The organism is Mesorhizobium sp. M0800, assembly GCF_040320095.1.
Classification (GTDB): Bacteria; Pseudomonadota; Alphaproteobacteria; order Rhizobiales; family Rhizobiaceae; genus Mesorhizobium.
In genome coordinates this window covers 1-21,589 of sequence record NZ_JAMYOZ010000032.1, presented here as the reverse complement: position 1 = coordinate 21,589, position 21,589 = coordinate 1, and the positions used below count along the sequence as shown (strand labels likewise).

Annotated in this window: 22 protein-coding genes and 1 pseudogene; 16 read left to right on the top strand and 7 right to left on the bottom strand. The window is 63.2% G+C overall.

What is annotated here, in order from left to right; genetic code table 11:
* The first annotated feature begins 290 nt into the window (after positions 1-290).
* The 7 genes from cysS to rarD all read left to right on the top strand — a co-directional run bounded on the left by cysS (position 291) and on the right by rarD (position 6,702).
* Entirely contained in the window at positions 291-1,760 is a 1,470-nt protein-coding gene (gene cysS, locus NKI18_RS27475; protein WP_352615885.1) for a cysteine--tRNA ligase, read from the top strand.
* Entirely contained in the window at positions 1,757-2,143 is a 387-nt protein-coding gene (locus NKI18_RS27470) for a VOC family protein (protein ID WP_352620462.1), read from the top strand. The genes cysS and NKI18_RS27470 overlap by 4 nt, the downstream gene beginning before the upstream one ends.
* A 6-nt stretch (positions 2,144-2,149) precedes the next feature.
* On the top strand, positions 2,150-2,641 hold the full coding sequence (locus tag NKI18_RS27465; RefSeq protein ID WP_352620463.1) for a GFA family protein: 492 nt from the start codon (positions 2,150-2,152) through the stop codon (positions 2,639-2,641).
* Entirely contained in the window at positions 2,638-3,114 is a 477-nt protein-coding gene (locus tag NKI18_RS27460) for a GFA family protein (RefSeq protein ID WP_352448982.1), read from the top strand. Before NKI18_RS27465 ends, NKI18_RS27460 begins: the two co-directional genes overlap by 4 nt.
* Entirely contained in the window at positions 3,111-4,067 is a 957-nt protein-coding gene (gene pip, locus NKI18_RS27455) for a prolyl aminopeptidase (RefSeq protein WP_352620464.1), read from the top strand. Before NKI18_RS27460 ends, pip begins: the two co-directional genes overlap by 4 nt.
* A complete protein-coding gene (gene cimA / locus NKI18_RS27450) occupies positions 4,064-5,686 on the top strand; it encodes a citramalate synthase (RefSeq protein WP_353021228.1) in 1,623 nt (540 codons plus the stop codon). The genes pip and cimA overlap by 4 nt, the downstream gene beginning before the upstream one ends.
* An 83-nt stretch (positions 5,687-5,769) precedes the next feature.
* A complete protein-coding gene (gene rarD, locus NKI18_RS27445) occupies positions 5,770-6,702 on the top strand; it encodes an EamA family transporter RarD (RefSeq protein ID WP_352620466.1) in 933 nt (310 codons plus the stop codon).
* A 55-nt stretch (positions 6,703-6,757) separates the two neighbouring features.
* On the opposite strand, the gene NKI18_RS27440 is transcribed toward rarD, so the two are convergent.
* A complete protein-coding gene (locus tag NKI18_RS27440; RefSeq protein ID WP_352448978.1) occupies positions 6,758-7,048 on the bottom strand; it encodes a muconolactone Delta-isomerase family protein in 291 nt (96 codons plus the stop codon).
* A gap of 118 nt (positions 7,049-7,166) precedes the next feature.
* Between NKI18_RS27440 and NKI18_RS27435 the strand changes: the two genes are divergently transcribed.
* Positions 7,167-8,054 carry a LysR family transcriptional regulator gene (locus NKI18_RS27435; protein WP_353021225.1) on the top strand — a complete coding sequence of 296 codons (888 nt, stop codon included), beginning with the start codon at positions 7,167-7,169 and terminating at the stop codon, positions 8,052-8,054.
* An 87-nt stretch (positions 8,055-8,141) separates the two neighbouring features.
* Here the strand turns inward: NKI18_RS27435 and NKI18_RS27430 are convergent, their stop codons facing one another.
* Complete coding sequence (locus NKI18_RS27430; protein WP_352620468.1) at positions 8,142-8,753, bottom strand: LOG family protein; 612 nt, start codon at positions 8,751-8,753, stop codon at positions 8,142-8,144.
* Between the two features lie 114 nt (positions 8,754-8,867).
* On the opposite strand from NKI18_RS27430, the gene NKI18_RS27425 reads away from it, so the two are divergent.
* From NKI18_RS27425 to NKI18_RS27410, 4 genes are all read left to right on the top strand, one after another.
* Entirely contained in the window at positions 8,868-10,373 is a 1,506-nt protein-coding gene (locus NKI18_RS27425) for a LysM peptidoglycan-binding domain-containing protein (RefSeq protein ID WP_352620469.1), read from the top strand.
* 60 nt (positions 10,374-10,433) lie between these two features.
* Positions 10,434-10,808, top strand: coding sequence for an ArsR/SmtB family transcription factor (locus tag NKI18_RS27420; RefSeq protein ID WP_023677733.1), 375 nt, complete (start codon positions 10,434-10,436; stop codon positions 10,806-10,808).
* 20 nt (positions 10,809-10,828) lie between these two features.
* The gene (locus tag NKI18_RS27415; protein WP_352620471.1) at positions 10,829-12,715 is read left to right on the top strand and encodes an ABCB family ABC transporter ATP-binding protein/permease; all 1,887 of its coding nucleotides are present in this window, start codon (positions 10,829-10,831) and stop codon (positions 12,713-12,715) included.
* 89 nt (positions 12,716-12,804) lie between these two features.
* The gene (locus NKI18_RS27410) at positions 12,805-13,152 is read left to right on the top strand and encodes an antibiotic biosynthesis monooxygenase (RefSeq protein WP_352620473.1); all 348 of its coding nucleotides are present in this window, start codon (positions 12,805-12,807) and stop codon (positions 13,150-13,152) included.
* A gap of 6 nt (positions 13,153-13,158) precedes the next feature.
* On the opposite strand, the gene NKI18_RS27405 is transcribed toward NKI18_RS27410, so the two are convergent.
* A complete protein-coding gene (locus NKI18_RS27405) occupies positions 13,159-14,025 on the bottom strand; it encodes an SMP-30/gluconolactonase/LRE family protein (RefSeq protein ID WP_352620475.1) in 867 nt (288 codons plus the stop codon).
* Positions 14,026-14,287: 262 nt separating this feature from the next.
* Between NKI18_RS27405 and NKI18_RS27400 the strand changes: the two genes are divergently transcribed.
* The 3 genes from NKI18_RS27400 to NKI18_RS27390 all read left to right on the top strand — a co-directional run bounded on the left by NKI18_RS27400 (position 14,288) and on the right by NKI18_RS27390 (position 16,305).
* Positions 14,288-14,986: a phosphatidylserine decarboxylase gene (locus tag NKI18_RS27400; protein WP_023677729.1), complete on the top strand. Its 699-nt coding sequence runs from the start codon at positions 14,288-14,290 to the stop codon at positions 14,984-14,986.
* 3 nt (positions 14,987-14,989) lie between these two features.
* Positions 14,990-15,805, top strand: a complete 816-nt coding sequence (locus NKI18_RS27395; RefSeq protein WP_023677728.1) for a CDP-alcohol phosphatidyltransferase family protein — start codon at positions 14,990-14,992, stop codon at positions 15,803-15,805.
* Positions 15,806-16,041: 236 nt separating this feature from the next.
* A complete protein-coding gene (locus tag NKI18_RS27390) occupies positions 16,042-16,305 on the top strand; it encodes a hypothetical protein (RefSeq protein ID WP_352578953.1) in 264 nt (87 codons plus the stop codon).
* A 121-nt stretch (positions 16,306-16,426) separates the two neighbouring features.
* On the opposite strand, the gene NKI18_RS27385 is transcribed toward NKI18_RS27390, so the two are convergent.
* Positions 16,427-18,649: an AMP-binding protein gene (locus tag NKI18_RS27385; protein WP_352620479.1), complete on the bottom strand. Its 2,223-nt coding sequence runs from the start codon at positions 18,647-18,649 to the stop codon at positions 16,427-16,429.
* A 141-nt stretch (positions 18,650-18,790) separates the two neighbouring features.
* Positions 18,791-19,198 carry a tautomerase family protein gene (locus NKI18_RS27380; protein WP_023677725.1) on the bottom strand — a complete coding sequence of 136 codons (408 nt, stop codon included), beginning with the start codon at positions 19,196-19,198 and terminating at the stop codon, positions 18,791-18,793.
* 120 nt (positions 19,199-19,318) lie between these two features.
* On the opposite strand from NKI18_RS27380, the gene NKI18_RS27375 reads away from it, so the two are divergent.
* Positions 19,319-20,173: a LysR substrate-binding domain-containing protein gene (locus tag NKI18_RS27375; RefSeq protein WP_352620483.1), complete on the top strand. Its 855-nt coding sequence runs from the start codon at positions 19,319-19,321 to the stop codon at positions 20,171-20,173.
* 196 nt (positions 20,174-20,369) lie between these two features.
* On the opposite strand, the gene NKI18_RS27370 is transcribed toward NKI18_RS27375, so the two are convergent.
* A complete protein-coding gene (locus tag NKI18_RS27370; protein WP_502900771.1) occupies positions 20,370-21,278 on the bottom strand; it encodes a DMT family transporter in 909 nt (302 codons plus the stop codon).
* A 38-nt stretch (positions 21,279-21,316) separates the two neighbouring features.
* Positions 21,317-21,589, bottom strand: a pseudogene (locus tag NKI18_RS27365) (hypothetical protein); the annotation flags it as partial.

Sequence of the window (21,589 nt, the reverse complement as noted above, 5' to 3'; positions counted from 1 at the left end):
AGTGGCTCAATTCCTGTGAGCCAACGATATTTTTGGCGAAGGTAGCGACTTGACGGCAACACCGGGCAAGGCGATAAAGCCGGCCATGAAAACGTCTTTCGCCATTTGTGGCATTTGCATTATCGGCTAGCCTCGCGCTGGTCCTGGACGTTTTCGCCTCATCTCCTCCCAGATTGGACAAACGCCCCGGCCAGCAGGCTGGACCCCGATTTGCGCCTCGGCGTAACCGACTCCATCCAGAGCACGATCCCGAAAGATCATGCCCAAAGTAACGCACCGGGAACGCACGTATGTCTGACGCATCGAAGAGCCTGCGCCTCTACAACACGCTAACGCGGAGCAAGGAGGATTTCTTCCCGATCGATCCGCGCAACGTACGCATGTATGTCTGCGGCCCGACGGTCTACGACTTCGCCCATATCGGCAATGCGCGGCCGGTGATCGTCTTCGACGTGCTGTTCCGCTTGCTGCGCCATCTCTACGGGCAAGCGCACGTCACTTACGTCCGCAACATTACGGACGTCGACGACAAGATCAACGCTCGCGCGCTGCGCGATTTCGGCGGCGAAATTGCATCGGGCAAGCTGTCGCTGAACGAAGCGATCAGGCGGGTCACCGAAAAGACCGCCGGTCAGTTCCACAAGGACGTTGCGGCGCTCGGTTGCCTGGAACCGACGGTCGAGCCGCGCGCCACCGAGTTCGTCGAGCCCAGGCCCGACGGCAAGGTCGACATGATCTTCTTGATTCAACGCTTGATCGAACGCGGCCATGCCTATGTCGCGGCTGGAGAAGTCTTGTTCGACACCGCTTCCATGCCGGATTATGGGCAGTTGTCGAAGCGCAATCTCGATGAGCAGCAGGCCGGCGCCCGCGTCGCCGTCGATGAGCACAAGAAGAACCCGCAGGATTTCGTGCTGTGGAAATTGTCTTCGCCCGAGGAGCCGGGCTGGGACAGCCCGTGGGGCAGGGGTCGGCCGGGCTGGCACATCGAGTGCTCGGCGATGTCGGCCGCCTATCTCGGCGAGGTGTTCGATATCCATGGCGGTGGTCTCGACCTGATCTTTCCGCACCACGAGAACGAGATCGCGCAATCGCGTTGCGCCCACGGCACCGAAACGATGGCCAAGATTTGGATGCACAACGGTTTCCTGCAGGTCGAGGGCCAGAAGATGTCCAAGAGCCTGGGCAATTTCTATTCGATCACCGAATTGCTGGAGACGGATACCTTTGGCGGCCGCAAATGGCCGGGCGAGGTGCTCAGGCTGGCGATGCTGATGACGCACTATCGCGAGCCGATCGACTTTTCCGTGCGCAAGCTGGAAGAGGCGGAGAATACGCTGCGCAAATGGAAGCGGGCGGCCGATCTGGCGCCGCCGACGGCAAAGCCGGTGCCGGCGGATGTGATCGAAGCGCTGTCGGATGACCTTGCCACCTACGCCGCATTCCAGTTGCTGACGCAGTTGGCTGGTGATGCTGTTGATTTCAACGCAGGTAGCGGCAACGCAGCCGCCGAAGACAACGATGCTGCCGCTTCACTGAAGGCATCGCTTCTGTTCCTCGGCTTCGACATCGCAACAGCCAAGGTGGATGAAGACGCCATTGCCAAGGCGATCGCCAAACGCCTCGCGCTGATCGCCGCCAAGAACTGGGCCGAGGCCGACCGCATCCGCGACGAGTTGCTGACGCAAGGCATCCAGTTGAAGGACGGCAAGGACCCCGTCACCGGCGAACGCATCACCACCTGGGAGGTAAAAAGATGATCGATCATCTCGGCATCACCGTTTCGGATTTCGACGCGTCGAAGGCTTTTTACGACAGGGCGATGGCGCCGCTCGGCGCCTCGCTGCTCTACATGGTGCCGCAGGAATATACCGGCGGCGCCAAGGTCGGCGGCTACGGCCGCGACCGGCCGGTGTTTTGGCTGCATGCCGGCAAGGACAAGCCGAAGGATCATCAGCATGTCGCCTTCACCGCTCGCAGCCGCGCCGAGGTCGATGCCTTTCACGCCGCGGCGATTGCCGCCGGCGGCAAGGACAATGGCGGGCCGGGCCTGCGCGCGCACTACCATCCGAACTATTATGGCGCTTTTGTTTTCGATCCCGACGGCAACAATGTCGAGGCGGTTTGCCATGCCCCGGAGTAGTTCGCGATGAGCCTCGACAACAGACCGGTCTATACAGGCGGCTGCCAGTGCGGCGCGGTGCGCTTCCGCGTCGAAGGAGCGCTCGGCGATGCTTCCGTCTGCCATTGCCGCATGTGCCAGAAGGCGAGCGGCAATTTCTACCTGCCGCTGGTCTCGGTGCGCGGCGCAAGGCTGGACTGGACGCGCGGTGAGCCCAAACGCTTCCGCTCGTCCAACGCGGCTTTGCGCGGTTTCTGCGCCGAATGCGGCACGCCGCTGACCTTCGAAGCGCCCGACGGGGTGGGCCTCGCCATCGCCACATTCGACCACCCCGAGGAGATCGCGCCGACCATCCAATGGGGTGTCGAAGCCAAGCTCCCGTACGTGGATCACGTCCACGAATTGCCAGGTGAGGAAACGATGGCCGACGTCTCGTCGGCCTCCTATCTCGCCGATCTCGTCTCCTACCAACATCCCGACCACGACACCGAACAATGGCCGCCAGAGGAAAAATCATGACCGAAACCGTTCGTACCGGCGGCTGCCAGTGCGGCGCCGTGCGCTTTCGCATCCACGGGGCGCTCGGCCGCCCGTCCATTTGTCATTGCCGCATGTGCCAGAAACAGTTCGGGTCGTTTTTCGGCGCGCTGGTGACAGTGCCGAGCGACGGCGTCGAATGGGTGCGCGAGGAGCCGAGTTACTTTCAGTCGTCGGTCAACATCGATCGTGGCTTCTGCGCCCGCTGCGGCACACCGCTGACCTACCGCCAGCCCGGCGCGCTGGAGATCGCCATCGGCGCCTTCGACGACCGTTCCGATCTGGCGCCGCAGATCCAGGTTAACTACGCCGCCAGGCTGCCTTGGGTCGAGACGATCTTCGACGCGCCGATCCATGACGACCCGGATTTCTACGCGCGACAGGAATCCATCATCTCCTTCCAGCATCCCGATCACGAGACGGCCAACTGGCCGCAGCAGGGCCTGAAATTATGAGCAGCGAATTCCGTACCCTCTATCCCGAGATCGAGGCTTTCGAGTCCGGCATGCTCGACGTTGGCGATGGCCATCAGGTCTATTGGGAGCGCTCCGGCACCAGAGGGGCCAAGCCGGCTGTCTTCCTGCATGGCGGGCCGGGCGGCACCATTTCGCCAAAGCACCGGCGGCTGTTCGATCCGAAGCTGTACGATGTCATCCTGTTCGACCAGCGCGGCTGCGGAAAATCGACGCCCAATGCGTCGCTTGAATGCAACACCACCTGGCACCTGGTCGCCGACATCGAGCGCCTGCGAAAAATGTGCGGCTTCGACAAATGGCTGGTGTTCGGCGGTTCGTGGGGTTCGACGCTGGCGCTGGCCTATGCCGAGACCCACCCCGAGCGGGTCAGCGAACTGGTCGTGCGCGGCATCTACACGCTGACCCGCGCCGAACTCGAATGGTACTACCAGTTCGGCGTGTCGGAGATGTTCCCCGACAAGTGGGAGCGGTTTCTGGCGCCGATCCCGGAGGCCGAGCGCGGCGACATGATGGCCGCCTACCGCAAACGGCTGGTCGGCAGCGATCCTGTGGCGCAGGTCGAGGCCGCCCGCGCCTGGAGCCTGTGGGAGGGCGAGACGATCACGCTGCTGCCGGAACCGGAAACCAGCGGTCCCTTCGGCCAGGATGATTATGCCCTGGCTTTCGCCCGCATCGAGAACCACTATTTCGTCCATGCCGGCTGGCTGGAAGAGGGACAGCTGCTGCGCGATGCATGGAAGCTTAAGGATATCCTGGGTACCATCGTTCACGGCCGCTACGACATGCCGTGCCCGGCGCGTTACGCCTGGGCGCTGCACAAGGCGTGGCCGAAAGCGGATTTCCATCTGATCGAAGGCGCCGGCCACGCCTATTCGGAGCCGGGCATCCTCGACAGGCTGATCCGCGCAACGGACATGTTTGCCGGGAAATGACCATGGCTCGCGAGCGCCTTTATCTGTTCGACACCACGCTGCGCGATGGTCAGCAGACGCCGGGTGTCGACTTCTCCGTCGAGGACAAGATCGCCATCGCCAAGCTGCTCGACGAGTTCGGCATCGACTACGTCGAGGGTGGCTACCCCGGCGCCAATCCAACCGACACCGCCTTCTTTGCCGAGCGTCGCACGGCCGATGCCAAGTTCGTTGCCTTTGGCATGACCAAACGGGCAGGAGTGTCGATCTCGAACGATCCTGGGCTTGCCGCGCTGGTCCAGTCGAAGTCGGACGCCATCTGTTTCGTCGCCAAGAGTTGGGACTACCATGTCCGCGTCGCGCTCGGCTGCACCAATGAGGAGAACCTCGAGGCGATCAAGGCCTCGGTCGAGGCGGTGCTCACTGCCGGCAAGGAGGCGATGGTCGACTGCGAGCATTTCTTCGACGGCTTCAAGGCCAATCCAGATTATGCGCTGGCCTGCGCCAGGACGGCCTACGATGCCGGCGCGCGCTGGGTGGTGCTGTGCGACACCAATGGCGGCACGCAGCCCTCCGAGGTGCGCGTCATCGTCGAAAAGGTGATCGCGGCCGGCATACCGGGCGACCATCTCGGCATCCACGCCCATGACGACACCGGCCAGGCGGTGGCGAATTCGCTTGCCGCCGTGGAGGCCGGCGTGCGCCAGATCCAGGGCACGCTGAATGGCATCGGCGAGCGCTGCGGCAACGCCAACCTGATCTCGATCGTGCCGACATTGGCGTTGAAGCCGGCCTTTTCGGGCCGCTTTGCTACAGGCATTTCGGCAGAGGCGTTGACCGGTATATCGCGCCTGTCCCGCGCCTTCGACGAGTTGCTGAACCGCGCGCCCGAAGCGCAGGCGCCCTATGTCGGGGCCTCCGCTTTCGCCACCAAGGCCGGCATCCATGCCTCGGCGCTGGCCAAGGAGCCGGCGACCTACGAGCATGTGCCGCCAGAGACTGTCGGCAACCGCCGCCGCGTCATGGTTTCGGACCAGGGTGGCAAGGCCAATTTCCTCGCCGAGCTGAAGCGGCGCGGCATCGACATGCCGAAGGACGATCACCGGCTGGACGCGCTGATCGCCGTCGTCAAGGAACGTGAGGCGGAGGGCTACGCCTACGAGGGCGCCGACGCCAGCTTCGAGCTTCTGGCGCGCAAGATGCTGCATGGCCTGCCGGAATTCTTCCGCGTCACTTCGTTCCGCTGCATGGTCGAGCGCCGCTTCGACGCCAACGGCCAGCTGAAGACGGTCTCGGAGGCGATCGTGAAAGTGCTGGTGGAGGGCGAGGAGAAAATGTCGGTGGCCGAAGGCCACGGCCCGGTCAACGCGCTCGACATTGCGCTGCGCAAGGATCTCGGCAAATTCCAGAGCGAGATCGCCGATCTCGAACTGGCCGACTTCAAGGTGCGTATCCTCAACGGCGGCACCGAGGCGATCACCCGCGTGCTGATTGAATCGCATGACGGCACCGGTGCGCGCTGGTGGACGGTAGGCGTCTCCGAAAACATCATCGATGCTTCCTTCCAGGCGCTGATGGATTCGATCGTCTATAAGCTGATGAAGAACCGCGACATGGCGGGATTGGCGGCGGCGGAGTAGCGTTGAACCATCAGCGAGACTCGATTGATCCATCAGCAATTTGCGATGGTTTTGGGCAAGCCGCTGGCGCATAGCCTTGGGCCATGACTACCCAAGCACTTCACATCGAGGCCGACACCAAAGCTCGTCGCGGCTTCCTGCTGGCGCTCGGCGCCTACCTGCTTTGGGGGCTGCTGCCCTTCTACATGAAGGCTGTCGCGCATCTGCCGCTGGCCGAAGTCATTGCCCACCGCATCGTCTGGTCGGTGCCGATCGCGGCCGCCGTCCTGGTCTGGGCCGGCCGCACTGCCGATTTCAAAGCGGCAGTTCGTTCGCCGCGCATCATTTCGATGGCGGTGCTGACGGCGGCGCTGATCTCGGTCAACTGGGGCATCTATGTTTGGGCGATCGCGGTCGACCGCACCATCGAGACCGCGCTCGGCTATTACATCAACCCGCTGGTCAGCGTCGTTGTCGGCGCGCTGCTCCTCGGCGAGCGGCTCGACCGCCTGCAGATCGCGGCGGTGGTGCTGGCGACAATCGCGGTCGCGGTGCTGACCATCGACGCCGGCAAGCTACCCTGGGTGTCGCTGGTGCTGGCCTTTTCCTTTGCCGCCTATGGCTTCTTCCGCAAGACGCTGCCAATCGGCCCGAGCCAGGGCTTCCTGCTTGAAGTGCTGCTGCTGTCGGTGCCGGCACTCGGCTACATCATCTTCCTGATCGCCACAGGACAGGATCATTTCGTCTCCAGATCGCTGAACGACACCGCGTTGCTGATCGGCTGCGGTCCGGTCACCGCCGTGCCTCTGCTGTTGTTTGCGTTCGGCGCCAGGCTGCTGCGCCTCTCCACCATCGGCATCATGCAATATATCGCGCCGACGATCGTCTTTTTGATCGCGGTGCTGATTTTCGGCGAACCCTTCGGCAGTGTTCAGGCCATAGCCTTCGGGCTGATCTGGGCGGCACTGGCGATGTACTCCTGGTCGATGTTTTCTTCGGCGCGCAAGACCGTTTCCGCATCAGCTCGAGCCGCGTAACGAAGAAAGGCGGCTGGCCGGTCTTAATGCCGGCAGCCGCGTCTTTCACGAGCGCTCAGCGCTTCGGCCCGAAGCCGGGATATGGCTGCAGCGGCACGACGGCGGCAATATCCATCATGCCGGCCTTGACCAGCGGTAAAGTTGCAAGATGGTGGCGCACATCGGCATCGCTGCCGGCTTCGAACATCATGCCGCTGCCGGGAATGTCGCCCCGATTCCACACCTGACGCACGGCGCCTTCGGCATAGAGCGTGCGGCGCTGCTCGGCCTCGCCAGGCAGCAGCGGCGCGAAATCGGCGTCGGTGAACTTTTCGGTGTTGCGCGCAAGAAGGGCAAAGAACTGCATCGGAATCTCCTGATGTTGGCCGTTGGAATGGCGGAAATATTCGCTTCTGCTGGCCAGACAGTCCAAGACTGATTAGGCTAAATTTGAGACCTCACGGGACTTGAGCATCGAAGCAACAATGTTCGACCTGCGCCAGCTCCGCTATTTCATCACGGTGGCCGAAACCGGCAACGTCGGGCGTGCCGCCGAATTGCTGCACATCTCGCAGTCGCCGCTCAGCCGTCAGATCATTCAGCTGGAGGAGCAGCTGGGCGTCGCACTGTTCGAGAGGGCGAGGCAGCGTGTTCATCTCAATGCCGAGGGCCGCGCTTTTCTTGCCGAGGCGCGTGCGCTGCTGGCCCATGCAAGACGGCTGGAGGAGCTCGGCCGCAATCTCGCCAGCGGTACGGTCGGCCGTCTCGCCATCGGTTATGTGGAAGGTGCGGTCCATGCCGGGCTTGTCGCTCGGATGCTGCGCCAGTTTCACCGCGACCGGCCCGAATTTCATCTTCAACTGAAGGGTCAGCGTTCCGCCGCCCAGATCGAAGCGCTGCGCGAACGATCGCTCGATCTGGGCCTTGTCTACACGCCTCCTTCTGCCGATGATCCCGACATCGTCGCCATGCTCATCATGCGCGAGCCGCTGGTTCTGGCGATGCCGGAAGGCGATCCATTGGCAGAAATCGCGGAGATACTGCCGCAGCAACTGGACGGCCGTACCTGGATCACGGTGGTGCGCCAGCCTGACGACACCAACCGCAGCCAATTTCTCGCCGCCTGTGCGAAGGCCGGTTTCCTGCCCGACATAGCCTATGAGACGACCGATCCGTTGACGTCGTTGGGCTTGGTCAGCGCCGGGCTTGGGCTGGCGACGGTGCAGGCCAGCCTGCGGAGTGCCGCGCCGCCTCAGATCGTGTTTCGCGATCTGCCGTGGTTCGAACGCACCGTCGCGATCCATCTCGCCTGGCGGCGTCAGGACAAGCGTGCGGTCATCGGAGACTTGAGGAAGGCAGTAGGGAAGGAGTGAATAGTGAATAGTGAATAGACAGGCGCCGGTTTGGAAAGTCTTCTACTTCACCATTCACCATTCACCATTCACCATTCACCATTCACTCTACATCTTATCAATCACCGACTGCACGCCCTCCGTCGGTGCATCGACGGAGGATCCCGCCACCATGATAGCGGCGACGATTGCTTCCGGATCCCCGACCACCAGCGGCTTGACCCGTTGCGCCGTGTGGATGAAGCCCTCCGTTGCCATGTGGTCGAGCAACGCCAGCATCGGATCCCAGAACCCGCCGACGTTGCCGAAGACGATCGGCTTGCGGTGATGGCCGAGCTGTGCCCAAGTCATGATCTCGACGATCTCCTCGACGGTGCCGATGCCGCCGGGCAACGCCACAAAGGCGTCGGATTTCTCAAACATCCTGTGCTTGCGCTGGTGCATGTTGTCGGTGATGACGAGCTCGTCGAGCCGGTTAAGCGCGGTTTCGGTCGCCTCCCGGTTGATCAGAAAACGTGGAATTATGCCGGTTACCTTGCCACCGGCCTTTAATGCCCCTTCAGCGACGGCACCCATGATCCCTTTAGTGCCGCCGCCATAAATCAGACGCAGGCCGGACTTGGCGATCGAGCGGCCAAGCAGGTGTCCGGCCTTGATATAGGTCTCATCTCGGCCGGGGGACGAGCCGCAATAGACGCAGACAGATCGAATCGTGTTCATGTTATGATTGGTGATAGGGACTATTGGCATGGTCAAGCCCTGGGGCGGGCTTTTTCTTGTCGGCTTTGGTAAAACAGGCTAGACCGAAATTAGGTGGCTAAGGGGCAGGGAAACATGGCAATTAATCCATTGAAGGCGTTTTTGTTCGCGGCTGGCGGCTCTGTCGCCGCGGCGGGAACCGCCTATGTATCGGGCGCGCTCGACCCGTATCTCAATTCTACCCGGCCTGCGGAGGTCGCGGCGCTGACGCCGCCGGCTTCGAAACCGGCTGCTCCGGCGACCGAGGGCCGGCTGCCGCCTGCGCCCGCCGCGTCCACCGATGCGGCAGCGCCCGCCGCGCCGGCCGCAGCAGGTGCAATCGTGCCGACCTTCGACATCGTGCGCGTCGAAAGCAACGGCTCGATCGTCGTCGCCGGCAATGCGGCGCCCAACGCCAAGGTCGAGATTCTCAACGGTTCGGCTGTGCTCGGCTCGACGGTCGCCGGTCCCGACGGCGCCTTTGCCATTGTTCTCGACGATCCGCTGAAGCCCGGCGACTACACGATCACACTGCGCTCGACGGCTGGCAATGTCGTGACCGCCTCGGCGCAGACCGCCGTCGTTTCGATCCCCCAGAATTCCACCGGTCAGGTGCTGGCAATGGTCGAGGAGCCGGGCAAGCCGTCCGAACTGCTCACTGTTCCGGCCCCTCAGGCGAAATCTGACGCCCCGCCGCCTGTCGGCGAACAGGCGGCCGTTCAGCCACCCGCCACCGGCACCGAATTGCCGGCTGCCGCAGCGCCGGCGCCAGCCGCCCCGGCGGCTGATGTTCCAGCAGCGCCTGCTCCTGCCGCGCCGGCCGCTGTTGAAGCCGCGCCGGCTGCGGCAGCGCCCGCCACACCGGCAGCGCCCGCTACTTCCGCGGCGGAGCCGAAGATCGTCGTCGAAGCTGTCGAAATCGACGGCAACAAGATTTTCGTTGCCGGCGTCGCCGATCCCGGCCGCAAGGTGCGTGCGTATGCCAACGATATCCTGCTCGGTGACGCGAAGACCTCGCCCGACCGCCACTTCCTGGTCGAAGCGACACGCGACATCCCGGTCGGCACCTACACCATCCACGTCGATGCGCTCGATGCCGACGGCGTGACGGTGGTGGCCCGTGCGGCTGTGCCGTTCGAGCGCGAGCCTGGTGAGGCGGTTGCGGCCGTGGCGCCGGCCGAGCAGAAGCCTGCCGGGGTAAAACAAGCCGAGCCGAATGCTCCGGCGACCGAAGCCGCACCGGCAACGGCCGCCGAAACGCCCGCAACTGCCCCCACTCCTACAACCGAGGCCCCGGCCGAAATGGCTGTCGCAGCGCCTCCGGGCGAAACTCCCGAGACCGTGGCGCCAAAGCTCGAACATGCCGATGGCGCAGTCATCATCCGCCGCCATGACACGCTGTGGCGGATTTCGCGGCGGGTCTATGGCCAAGGCATGCGCTACTCGACCATCTATCTCGCCAACCAGGACCAGATCAGCAATCCGAACCGCATCTGGCCGGGGCAGGTGTTCAAGGTGCCGGAGAAATCGAAGGAAGGCGAGCCCGCCGATCTCAAGGCAATGGGCGACCAGATGACGACGGCGCCAGTCAAGTCCGAGTAGCCGTTCTGCCCATCAGGATAGCTTGCGGCAGGGCCAGTCATCGTTTATCGCCGATGGACGATGACCGAATCCCCCCTCGTAACGGACCGAAGCCGCGCGGCAGATGAACGCGCGCCGGCCAACTGCACGCCGGCCAACTGCACGCCGGATAGCCGCGCTGTCGCTGTCCGGCTCGCGGCCCTTTCGCATCCAGCGCGGATCGAAATTCTCAAACACCTTTCCGCAAGCCGTTCCTGCTGCTGTCGCGAGGTCGTCGAGCATCTCGACCTGGCGCAGTCCACCGTTTCCCAGCATTTGAAGATCCTGGTCGAGGCCGGGCTGATCCGCTTCGAGCCTGACCGCCAGCGCTCGCGCTATGAACTCGACCGCGCCGCGCTCGCCGATGTTTCGGCATCGCTGGCCGCGCTGGTCGATTCCTGCTGCTCCGGCCGCTAAAATCATAAAGGTAAACAAGAATGGCCGAGAAAACCGTTTCCGCAGATTCCGGCTCGACCTTCAGAACGTTGCGCAATCTCTGGCCCTATATGTGGCCGGCCGACCGCGCCGACCTGAGGGCGCGCGTGGTGTGGGCAACCGTACTGCTGGTTGTCGCCAAGCTGACCCTGGTGGCCGGACCCTATTTCTTCAAATGGGCGACCGACGCACTGGCCGGCGATAGCAAATCGCCGCCGCCGCTGCCGGCCCTGCTGCTGGCGCCGGTCATGCTGGTCGTCGCCTACAATGCCGTGCGGCTGGTGCAGCTCGGCTTCAACCAGTTACGCGACGCCCTGTTTGCACGGGTCGGCCAGCATGCGGTGCGCCGGCTCGCCTTCCGCACCTTCGTGCACATGCACGAACTGTCGCTGCGCTTCCACCTCGAACGGCGCACCGGCGGACTGTCGCGCGTCATCGAGCGCGGCACCAAGGGCATCGAGACGATCGTCCGCTTCACCATGCTGGCGACGGCGCCGACAATCGTCGAATTCGCGCTCACCGCCGGCATCTTCGCCGTCACCTATGGCTGGCTATACGTCTTGGTGATCGCGGTCACGGTCTGGCTCTATGTCTGGTTCACCGTCAGGGCGAGCGATTGGCGTATTTCGATCCGCCGTGAGATGAACGAAAGCGACAATGAAGCCAGCACGAAGGCGATCGACTCGCTGCTCAACTACGAAACAGTCAAATATTTCAATAACGAAGCCATGGAGGCCGAGCGGTTCGACCGGTCCACGGCGCGCTATGAGTTGGCGGCGACCAGGACCTGGACCTCGCTTGGCTGGCTGAACTTCGGCCAAGGTGTGATCTTCGGTATCGGCATGACCGTCGTCATGGTGATGTCGGCGCTCGAGGTGAAGGCGGGCACACACAGCGTCGGCGATTTCGTCTTCGTCAACGCCATGCTCATGCAGCTTTCGGTGCCGCTGAATTTCATCGGCATGATCTACCGCGAAATTCGCCAGGGCCTGACCGACATCGAAAACATGTTCGATCTGCTCGATGTCAAGCGTGAGATCGTCGATCGGCCGGGCGCCAAGCCGCTGGTCGTCGATGCCGGCAGGGTCGAGTTCCGCGACGTACATTTTTCCTACGACCCCAACCGCAAGATCCTGAAGGGCATCAGCTTCGAGGTGCCAGCCGGCAAGACGGTGGCCATCGTCGGCCCCTCCGGAGCCGGCAAGTCGACCATTTCGCGGCTTTTGTTTCGCTTCTACGACATCCAGCGCGGCAAGATTTTGATCGACGGCCAGGACATTCGCGACGTGACGCAGGAGAGCTTGCGCGCTGCCATCGGCATGGTGCCGCAGGACACGGTGCTGTTTAACGACACCATCGCCTACAACATCCGCTACGGCCGCGTCGGCGCCAGCGAGGAGGATGTGCGCAAGGCGGCAGAACTGGCCCAGATCGGACCGTTCATCGAGCGGCTGCCCGACGGCTATCGCTCAATGGTCGGCGAGCGCGGATTAAAACTGTCCGGCGGCGAGAAGCAGCGGGTGGCGATTGCCCGCACCATTTTGAAGGCACCGCCGATCCTGATGCTCGACGAGGCGACCTCGGCACTGGACAGCCACACCGAGCAGGAGATCCAGGCGGCACTCGACCTGGTCAGCCAGGGCCGCACCACCCTCGTCATCGCCCATCGGCTGTCCACAGTGATTTCGGCCGACGAGATCATCGTCCTGCAGGATGGCCAGATCGCCGAGCGCGGCACCCATGTCGCCTTGATAGCCAAGCGCGGCCTTTATGCATCGATGTGGGACCGCCAGCGCGAGGCAAGCGAGGCCGAGGAGCGGCTGCGCATTGCCCGCGAAAGCGACGAGTTCGGCGTCGTCGTCCGCCGCCGCACCTCGGAGGTGAGCTGAAAATTCGTGCTTGACCTCAACTTAAGTTGAGATCGTAGGCCGTTTTGGATCGCAGCAAGATGCGTCGTTCAAAAACGGAGACAATCGATATGAATGGGATAAATCAGGCAGTTAGTGGCGGCAGTGTATTCCGGGTGGACAAGTTTGTCGTTCCGGCCAACGCCCGCGAGGAGATTCTTGCCAAGGTCCGGATGACGCATGATTTGCTGCGCCAGCAGCAAGGGTTCGTCCAGGATTTCCTGCTTGAGCAATTCTCGGGGCCGGGCGAGTTCAACCTCGTGACCATTGTCGAATGGGAAGGGCAGGCCGCCGTCGACAAGGTCGTGCCGATCATCAAGGCTGCGCATGAGCGCATCGGCTTCAATCCTCAGGAGACCATTGCGCGACTTGGCGTCAAGGCCGATATCGCCAACTATCAGCGGATTCCCGGGGTGTAAGCTCTTCTACGGCCAGCCGGCGCCCGGCGCGGTAGCCTCGATGCTGAGCACCTGGCCGGTACGGGCATCGCTAATCATATGTTCGAAGCCGTGCCATTCGGCGGCGACGATGAACAGCGTTTTTGCCTCGCTGCCGCCGAGCATGCAGGCAAAACAGCCGCGATCGACGTCGACGCTTTCGAGCATCGCGCCGCCCTCGCGCACCCGCACGCAATGCCGGTTCGGAACGTCGGCGTACCAGGCCGCACCTTCGGCATCGAGGCAGATGCCGTCGGGAAAACCGTTGCCGAGATTGGCCCAGATCCTGCGGTTGGAAAGGCCACCATCGGCAGCGATGTCGAAGGCGGTCAGCCGGTTGGCGTGGGACTCGGCAACGATAAGCGTCTTGTTGTCAGGCGTCACCGCCATGCCATTGGCGAAGGCGAGGTTCTCAGCCACCTGCTGAACCGAGCCGTCAGGCGCGACCAGCACGATGGCGCCGGGGCCGAAATGCTGGCCGGGATCCGGAGCGGGCCCACCGCCATTGACATAGATGTTGCCGCGTCCATCGACGACGATCTCGTTCCACGGGCCCTTTGATAGTTGTCTCAGATCGGCATGGGTGACCAATGTCCCGTCTGCCTCCTGCCTGAGGATCAGCCCTTCGCGGCCGGACACGACAAGCAGGCGCCCGTCCGGAAGCCAGTCAATGGAATAGGGCAGGGTGGCCGGCACGGTGAGCACGATCTCGCTGTTGCCCAGAGCGTCAACGGCGATGATCTGGCCTGTGCCCCAGTTGCAGAGCCACAGCCGGCCGTCATGCCAGCGCGGTGACTCGCCGAAGGCCAAGCCGTTCATCACCACTTGCACTTGCCTAGCTGCTGATTTCTGCATGGGCCGAGAACCTCCGGGTTTGCGCAAATCGTCATGGCCGAAAGGCCGATGAGAGGCGCTGTCTTGCCAAGGACGGGCGAGAGTGCTGCGTTCCGACAATCGCAATGAACATTTCCGGTTGATCACTTCGGCAGTCCGGATGCTGCTAACGGCATCCTGAAACGGCGGCAACCGCCACCCCCGAGCGCTCTCATTGTCGCGTTGCGACCGCGGGGTGTTTCCGCTATTGAGGCCGGACTTGGAACCAAGGTTGCCCTCATCCATGAGCCTCGTTGACACGATCAAGAATGCATTCGTTCCGATCCATCGCGAGGGTTATCCCTTTATCGCTGCGTTCGGCGCGGCGACGCTCTTTCTTGGCTACTTCTCCTCGACCCTGTTCTGGATCGGTCTCATCCTGACGGCCTGGTGCGCCTATTTCTTCCGCGATCCCGAGCGTGTCACGCCGATCGATGACCGGCTGGTTGTCAGCCCGGCCGACGGCATCGTCTCGGCGGTTGGCCCGGCCGTGCCGCCGCGCGAGCTTGGCCTCGGCGGCGGCGAAATGACCCGCATCTCGGTGTTCATGAACGTCTTTTCCTGCCACGTGAACCGCTCCCCGGTGCGCGGCCGCATTTCCAGGATCGAGCATCGGCCAGGAAAATTCCTCAATGCCGAACTCGACAAGGCAAGCACCGAGAACGAGCGCAACGGGCTGGTCATCGAAAGCCCCAATGGAACGGTCGCCGCGGTACAGATTGCCGGCCTGGTGGCGCGGCGCATCGTCTGCTGGGCCGAGCCCGGCGGCGCCATCGGCACCGGCGAGCGCTTCGGGCTGATCCGCTTTGGCTCGCGCGTCGATGTATTCCTGCCCTCGACCGCGACGCCGCGTGTCGCCGTCGGCCAGACCGCGGTTGGCGGTGAGACGGTGCTGGCGGAATTCGGCGGCGTTGCCGCAACGCCGCTCGTGCGGATCTCCTGACCGGTGGCCCCGCCGTTCAAAAAATTCGAGGCGCATGGCGGCGGTGGCCCGCGCATTCGCGAAATCCCGATGCGCATGGTGCTGCCCAATCTGGTCACGGTGCTCGCCATCTGCGCCGGCCTGTCCGGTATTCGCTTCGGCTTCGAGGGCCGCTTCGAGCCAGCGGTGGTGATGGTGCTGCTCGCGGCCTTCCTCGATGGTATCGACGGCCGTCTGGCGCGAATGCTGAAGGCGACTTCCAAATTCGGCGCCCAGATGGATTCGCTGGCCGATATCGTCAATTTCGGCGTGGCACCGGCACTGGTGCTCTATGCCTTTCTGCTCGACAGGGCAGGTTCGCCGGGCTGGATCGCCGCGCTGCTGTTCACCATCGCCTGTGGGATGAGGCTTGCCCGTTTCAACGTGCTCGACGAAGAACTCGACCGTCCGCAGTGGCAGACCGAATATTTCGTCGGCGTGCCGGCGCCGGCGGGTGCGGTGCTGGTGATGCTGCCGCTGTATCTGTTCTTCCTCAGGCTTGGGCTTGAACCCAGCCGCCTGGCAGCCTTCATTGCCACCGGCTTTACAATATTGGTGGCGTTCCTGCTGGTCAGCAGACTGCCCGTCTATTCCGGCAAGAGCGTCAGGATACCGGGCGACAGGGTGCTGCCGATCATCCTCGCAGTCGTCCTCTACGTCCTGCTTTTGATGACCTATCCCTGGTATACGCTGACGGCCTCGGTTGCCGGCTATCTGGTCTTCTTGCCGTTCAGCGTGCGCGCCTATTCGAGACGCGCCAAGCGCGAAGGCGAGAAGGTGCCGTCCTCGGATATTGGCTGACAGATTTGGTGCCAGTTCGCGTTGCGCCTGGCAGTGCATGATTCCGAAAAGGGTCGTCCGTTTAGACTCAGGACCGGCTCACACAGCGCGCGGCGCTGTGGAATGCACCTCAAAAGCCCCGTTTTCGGAACTTGCTGGGCGGCTAGACCGTTTGTGTTTGGTAGGTCCGTCTGAGCGGCTGCTCTACGTCGCGCAAGCTGCCGCATCGGGCGCAGAACCATCGGAAACGAGGAGAAATGGCTGTCATCCTCATCGGCGTGTTACTGACTGTCGCCGGCCTCGTCTATATGGCGGTAGCAGCCATCATGCGCGGGCGGCTTAGTGAACCGGCCGCTGTCTCCACCGCGCCGGACAGTCCGACGCCTAATCTCGCAACACCAGGTCCGACCCTGGAGCCGCGGCGGCGCGGGCTCCGTTTTCTCGGCCTGTCGCAGAACTGGCCGGGCCTGCTGATGATGGCCGTCGGGGCCATTCTGCTGTTGTCGGTCGTGGTCTTCTAATGCATTCGCGCAAAAGTGTGCAGCGGTTTTGCGATAACGGCATGCATAAAAGCAAGAGTCCAAAGCGCGTCGCACAAGGCCGGTCGAACGCGACGCGCTTTAGAGTTTTCGACAGCAAACCTCAGGCGGCTGCGCTCAGTCCCAGCCTCTCGAGCGCCAGCTTTCTAGTCGAGACATAGTCGGTCTTGCCGGAGCCCAGTACCGGGATCTCCTCGACCTTGACGATGTCGTTCGGCACCATCAGTTCGGCCGCGCCGGCTTTTTTGCCGAATTCGCGCAATTCGTGGGGATCGGCATTGTCGGCGGTGGTGACCAGAACGAGGCGCTCGCCGCGCCGCTTGTCCGGCACCGCTACCACGGCGTGATGCTCTTCCGGCCACAGCGACTGCACCAGCATCTCGACCGCACCAAGCGATACCATCTCGCCGGCTATCTTGGCGAAGCGCTTGGCGCGGCCGCGAATGGTGATGAAGCCTTCGCGATCGACCGAAACGATATCGCCGGTGTCGTGCCAGCCTTCGAGCGGCTGCAGCTCGCCAGGCCGGTCGCTGGTCATGTAGCCCATCATCAGGTTCGGCCCGTCGAGCCACAGCCGGCCGGCGTCGCTGATGCCTTCAACCGGTTCGAGTTTCATGCGCATGGCCGGTAGCAGCCGCCCGACCGTTCCGTCGCGGCCGTGGATGGCGGTGTTGACGGCAACCACTGGTGCGGCCTCGGTCAAGCCAAAACCTTCGATGATCTCGGCCTGGAAGCGCTCGCGGTAAACCCGGCGCGTCTCCGGCTTCACCGCCTCGGCACCGGCCACGACGAAGCGCAGGCTGGAAAAATCGCCGTCCTTGGCGGTGCGGGCATAGTTGGCGAGGAACGTGTCAGTGCCGAACATCACCGTCGGCCGGACCTTGCGCGCCACCTCCGGAATAAGTTTGTAGTGGAGCGGTGACGGGTAGAGGAACAGCTTTACTCCGGTGACCAGCGGCAGGATGGTGCCGCCGGTCAGCCCGAACGAGTGGAACACCGGCAGCACGTTGAGCAGGATATCGGCCGGCGAGATGGTGATGCGGGCTTCCGCCTGCATCGCATTGGCAAGAAGGTTCCGGTGCGACAGCACCACGGCCTTGGGCGTGCCTTCCGAGCCGGAGGTGAACAGGATCACTGCCGGCTTGGCCGCATCCTGGCGCTGCAACGGCCAGCGCCACAGCAAGCCGGCTGCGGCCTTGTCCAGCACGGTCACGCTTGCGCGGACATCCTCCAGCCACAGCAGTTTCGCCCCGCCCTTTTCCACCGCCTCGACGATGTCGGCGAGGTTGGCCTTTTCGACAAAGGCGCGTGAGGAGACCACGGTGCGGATCATCGCCGTGCGGATGGCGGCGGTGACGCTGGCCGGGCCGGCGGTATAGTTGATCATTGCTGCCACCCGCGCAGCCGACAGAAGTCCGACGAACGACAGCACGACGCCATTGGCGTTGGGCAGGAGCAGCCCAACCGCTTCGCCCGGCGCTGTTATTGCCTCGAACCGTCGGCCCAAAACCCTGGCGCCGATGAACACTTTCCGGTAGCTCAGGGCACCGCCAATGACGTCCTCGATTATTGGGTGCGAAGCGCCAACACGGTCGGCCGCATCGCGCATGGCGAGGAACAGCCCTCGGTCGAGATCACTGCCGAAAAGCCTGGCCTCGGCGAAGCGATCAAACAGCGCATTGGTGTTGGAGGCCTGATCTGGGTTCCGCGCCACCAGCTCGGCGATGGTCATCGGCTCCAGCGCGCTGATCGACAGCTGCGGAAACCAATGGCGCGGCGCCTTGTCCGCCGGCGTCAGCGAGGCCGGCAGACTGCGTGCGCCGGCAACGAAGACCGGCACGATACGGGCGTCGGCCTGCATGGCGATACGAGTGATGGCGCGAAACAACCGAAACGACTTGAGGTCTGGCTCGACCGCATCCGGCAGGTAAACGGCGAGCCGGCCCTTGCCCTTCAGCACCCGCACCAATCTGCGGCTGACGAAGACATGCTCGGCGTTGAAGGCGATGGTGCGGCCGAGCTCGCGCCACGGCTCCAGCCACGGCGATCTGGCCGAAGCCTGGTCGAGGATGTGCAGCGTGTCCTCCGGCAGCAGCGACAGCATCAGCGCCGGCTCGATGCGTGACTGATGCCAGATGACATAGATGACCGGGGCCACCGACCTGCGCGCAATCTTGATGCGCTCGTCGCTGATCCGGTAGGCGAGCTTGAACGGCACGTAGAGCAGCGCTTGGCTCAAACGCAGGCCGAGACGGAACTTCTCCACCACGCCGATCAGCAGCCAGGCCGCGACAAGACCCGCAAGCAGCGCCAGTGTCAGGATCATCGCCGCATCTCCCAACGATCTCACGTCACGGCTCTTCAGTGGCCGCTTCGGGTGAGAACCTAGCCGAAGTTGGATCAACGTCAATGCGGCTCCATTTTTCCTTCTCTCCTATGTTTGATTCGGCTCGGCTGCCTATCGCAGCTACGCCGCTTTCATCCTTCCGCTGATGAAGCGGAATTCCTGCGTCTTGCCGCCAAAGCCATAGGCGGCTGCAGGCACTTCATGCACGAGGGCGTAGCTTTCCTCATGCACCTTACCCAGCAGCCGGCCGAATGCCGCGAAAATTGCCTGCAGATACGCCTCCAGTTCGAGCTTGGTGTTGGTGCCGTCGACAACCTTGATGTCGAGCCAGGCTGTGTTGGTGCCATGCTCGGCCAGCGACTTGCCGCCGGCGAACCAGTGCTCGGGGTCGTGATAGGAAATGGCAACAGCTGTGATCGTCGCGTCCTTGCGCAGATGCGTGGCCGTCAGTTCGGTCACTTCCTTGGCAATGGCGGCGGACAAAGCGGCATCGGGCTTGCCGGTAACGCTGACATTGATGATCGGCATATTTCTTCTCCTCGGTTTCAAGCGGCGCCTCTTCGCCGTCGAGAAAATCATGCCATCGTCCTTTGATCAAAAAAATCGAATTGTTTTTGATAAATACTTTGATAGTATCGAATTATTATGATGCAGTTGTTCGATCCCGACCTCCTCAAGACTTTCCTCGCTTTCGTCGACGGCGGTTCCCTAGCGCGGGCCGCGTCGATCGTCGGTCGCTCGCCGTCCGCAGTGACCGCGCAGATGCAGCGGCTGGAGGATGTTGTCGGCGAACCGCTGCTGGTGCCGCAGGGGAGAGGGCGCGGCCTGACGCCGGCAGGCGAGGATCTGATCGTTCACGCGCGTCGCATCCTTGCCGCGCACCGCGAGGCGTGGCTGGCCCTCAAAGGCGCGCACGCCGACGGGCGCGTCGCCATCGGCACCACGCAGGATTTCGCCGACAGCGTCTTGCCGCAGCTTCTCAGGGCTTTTGCTGTCAGCCATCCGCGCGTCAGGATCGAACTGCGCGTCGGCCGTTCCGCCGAACTGGCGCAGGCTTTGCAGGCCGGCACCCTTGATCTGGCCATTGCCATGCGGCAGGTGCCGACACGGGACGAAGTCGGTGTGCTCAAGGAGCCAATGATCTGGCTTTGCTCACAGAACGGGCTGGCCACCCGCCACGACGAACTGCCCTTGGCGCTGCTCGATCCCCATTGCGGGTTTCGCGAAGCGGCGACCAGTGCACTCGATGCGGCCAGCCGTCGCTACCGCATTGCTGCCGGCAGTGCCAGCCTCGCCGGCCTGCGCACGGCGGTGCACGCCGGCATCGCCTTGACGTTGAGGACGGCGCGCTTCGCTCATTCCGGCATCGTCGAGGCGCCGCGCGATCTTGATCTGCCGCCGGTGCCGGTCGCCGAATTCGCCGTCCGCTTGCGTGAGGATGCCGACCGGCCGGCGCAGGATCTGGCAGCGTTGTTCAGCGGCAACCTGGCCTTGGCCAATTGAGCCAGCAAAGAAAAAGCCGACCTTGCGGTCGGCTTCTAAGTAGGACGGGCCGAGGGGTTTGGGGGGACTTGGGGTGGCCCGTCGCAGCCATAATGCCTGAGCCCTATGATGGTTCCATGACTTTTCAAATTAATTTTCAGGACCGGATTTCTCGTGATCGGACCACCAACTCGCGCTCGGACGCGGCGAGGATTGGTCATGCATCCGCTGCGCGCTGCCTGGCCATCAGCCAGTCGCGGCCGGCGTGAGCGAACACCGCGCAAAGCACGATGGCGCCACCGACCATGCTGGCTGCCGGCGGGATCTCCGCCAGGAACAGGAAGGCAAACAGGATCGCGAATGGCACTTCAGCTGAACCCAGCAATCCGGACTCGGCCGCCGGAATAAGCCGGGTGCCCTCCGTCCACAGGATCGAAGCCAGCGCGAATGAGGCGCCGAAGGTGGCTAGAAGCACAGCGTCCCTGGCCGGGACAGCCAGCGGATCGGCGACGAACCAGCCGAGCACGAACAGAAGGAATGCCGACACCGCACCCGCCCACACCACCGGCGTGTCGCGGAAGGCGCGCACCATGATCATGTAGAGCGCGCTGCCGATCGTCATCAGCAGCGCCAGCCCGTCGCCGAACAAATGGCCGGTGCCGAAGCCGGACCAGACCATGATTGCCACACCGCATAGTGACACAGCAGCGGCGGCAAGCGTCTGCAGCCGGAACGGCTCGCGGACCAACAGGAGGGCCAGCAGCGCGGTGACGAACGGGGCCGTGGCATAGATGATCGCGACATTGGCGACAAAGGTGAACTTGAACGCCGAGATAAAGGCGATGCTCGCGAGCGCGCCCTCGATCGCCAGCAGCCAGCCTCGCCAGCCGAGCCGCAAGCTGTCGCGACCGCCGGAGCGCTGGCGGCGCCATAGGACATAGAGGCTGATCAGGATCGAGCCGACGAAGCCGCGCCAGCAGGTAATGGTCAGCGGGTCGGCATGGATCGATTTGGTCAGCACGCCGGTGAGGCCGAAGACGGCCGCCGATGCCGAGACCAGGATGATACCGAGGGTACGCTCGCGGGCGCTTTCCACTGTGCATGGCATGTCCAGCGATCCCGTCATCTCACCAGCCTACGCTGCCCCTTCCTGACACCATAGTGTCAGCTTGAGGCGTCCTGCATCGAAAACAGCAGGTAGGCAGCTCCGGTGAACAGGATTCCGGCAAGAACCCGTTCGCGGGTTTCCACGATGGCGATATCGGCCATATGTCCGGCGGCCTTACGAATGTGTTGCGAGAGACGGTGTGAAGGCGTTGGATACTCCCCGTATCGATAGTGTGCTGAAGGTTCTGCAAAAAGTTTTGGAGAGAGAACGGCGCCTGCTCTGAGGGGCGAGCGGCCATGGCACGGTGGTGACGTTGCGATCACCGATTC

Excerpts from the sequence above, each read along its gene's own strand:
- cysS (WP_352615885.1), top strand. The coding sequence starts at position 291 with ATGTCTGACGCATCGAAGAGCCTGCGCCTCTACAACACGCTAACGCGG.
- NKI18_RS27470 (WP_352620462.1), top strand. The coding sequence starts at position 1,757 with ATGATCGATCATCTCGGCATCACCGTTTCGGATTTCGACGCGTCGAAG.
- NKI18_RS27465 (WP_352620463.1), top strand. The coding sequence starts at position 2,150 with ATGAGCCTCGACAACAGACCGGTCTATACAGGCGGCTGCCAGTGCGGC.
- NKI18_RS27460 (WP_352448982.1), top strand. The coding sequence starts at position 2,638 with ATGACCGAAACCGTTCGTACCGGCGGCTGCCAGTGCGGCGCCGTGCGC.
- pip (WP_352620464.1), top strand. The coding sequence starts at position 3,111 with ATGAGCAGCGAATTCCGTACCCTCTATCCCGAGATCGAGGCTTTCGAG.
- cimA (WP_353021228.1), top strand. The coding sequence starts at position 4,064 with ATGACCATGGCTCGCGAGCGCCTTTATCTGTTCGACACCACGCTGCGC.
- rarD (WP_352620466.1), top strand. The coding sequence starts at position 5,770 with ATGACTACCCAAGCACTTCACATCGAGGCCGACACCAAAGCTCGTCGC.
- NKI18_RS27440 (WP_352448978.1), bottom strand. The coding sequence starts at position 7,048 with ATGCAGTTCTTTGCCCTTCTTGCGCGCAACACCGAAAAGTTCACCGAC.
- NKI18_RS27435 (WP_353021225.1), top strand. The coding sequence starts at position 7,167 with ATGTTCGACCTGCGCCAGCTCCGCTATTTCATCACGGTGGCCGAAACC.
- NKI18_RS27430 (WP_352620468.1), bottom strand. The coding sequence starts at position 8,753 with ATGAACACGATTCGATCTGTCTGCGTCTATTGCGGCTCGTCCCCCGGC.
- NKI18_RS27425 (WP_352620469.1), top strand. The coding sequence starts at position 8,868 with ATGGCAATTAATCCATTGAAGGCGTTTTTGTTCGCGGCTGGCGGCTCT.
- NKI18_RS27420 (WP_023677733.1), top strand. The coding sequence starts at position 10,434 with ATGACCGAATCCCCCCTCGTAACGGACCGAAGCCGCGCGGCAGATGAA.
- NKI18_RS27415 (WP_352620471.1), top strand. The coding sequence starts at position 10,829 with ATGGCCGAGAAAACCGTTTCCGCAGATTCCGGCTCGACCTTCAGAACG.
- NKI18_RS27410 (WP_352620473.1), top strand. The coding sequence starts at position 12,805 with ATGAATGGGATAAATCAGGCAGTTAGTGGCGGCAGTGTATTCCGGGTG.
- NKI18_RS27405 (WP_352620475.1), bottom strand. The coding sequence starts at position 14,025 with ATGCAGAAATCAGCAGCTAGGCAAGTGCAAGTGGTGATGAACGGCTTG.
- NKI18_RS27400 (WP_023677729.1), top strand. The coding sequence starts at position 14,288 with ATGAGCCTCGTTGACACGATCAAGAATGCATTCGTTCCGATCCATCGC.
- NKI18_RS27390 (WP_352578953.1), top strand. The coding sequence starts at position 16,042 with ATGGCTGTCATCCTCATCGGCGTGTTACTGACTGTCGCCGGCCTCGTC.
- NKI18_RS27385 (WP_352620479.1), bottom strand. The coding sequence starts at position 18,649 with ATGATCCTGACACTGGCGCTGCTTGCGGGTCTTGTCGCGGCCTGGCTG.
- NKI18_RS27380 (WP_023677725.1), bottom strand. The coding sequence starts at position 19,198 with ATGCCGATCATCAATGTCAGCGTTACCGGCAAGCCCGATGCCGCTTTG.
- NKI18_RS27375 (WP_352620483.1), top strand. The coding sequence starts at position 19,319 with ATGCAGTTGTTCGATCCCGACCTCCTCAAGACTTTCCTCGCTTTCGTC.
- NKI18_RS27370 (WP_502900771.1), bottom strand. The coding sequence starts at position 21,278 with ATGACGGGATCGCTGGACATGCCATGCACAGTGGAAAGCGCCCGCGAG.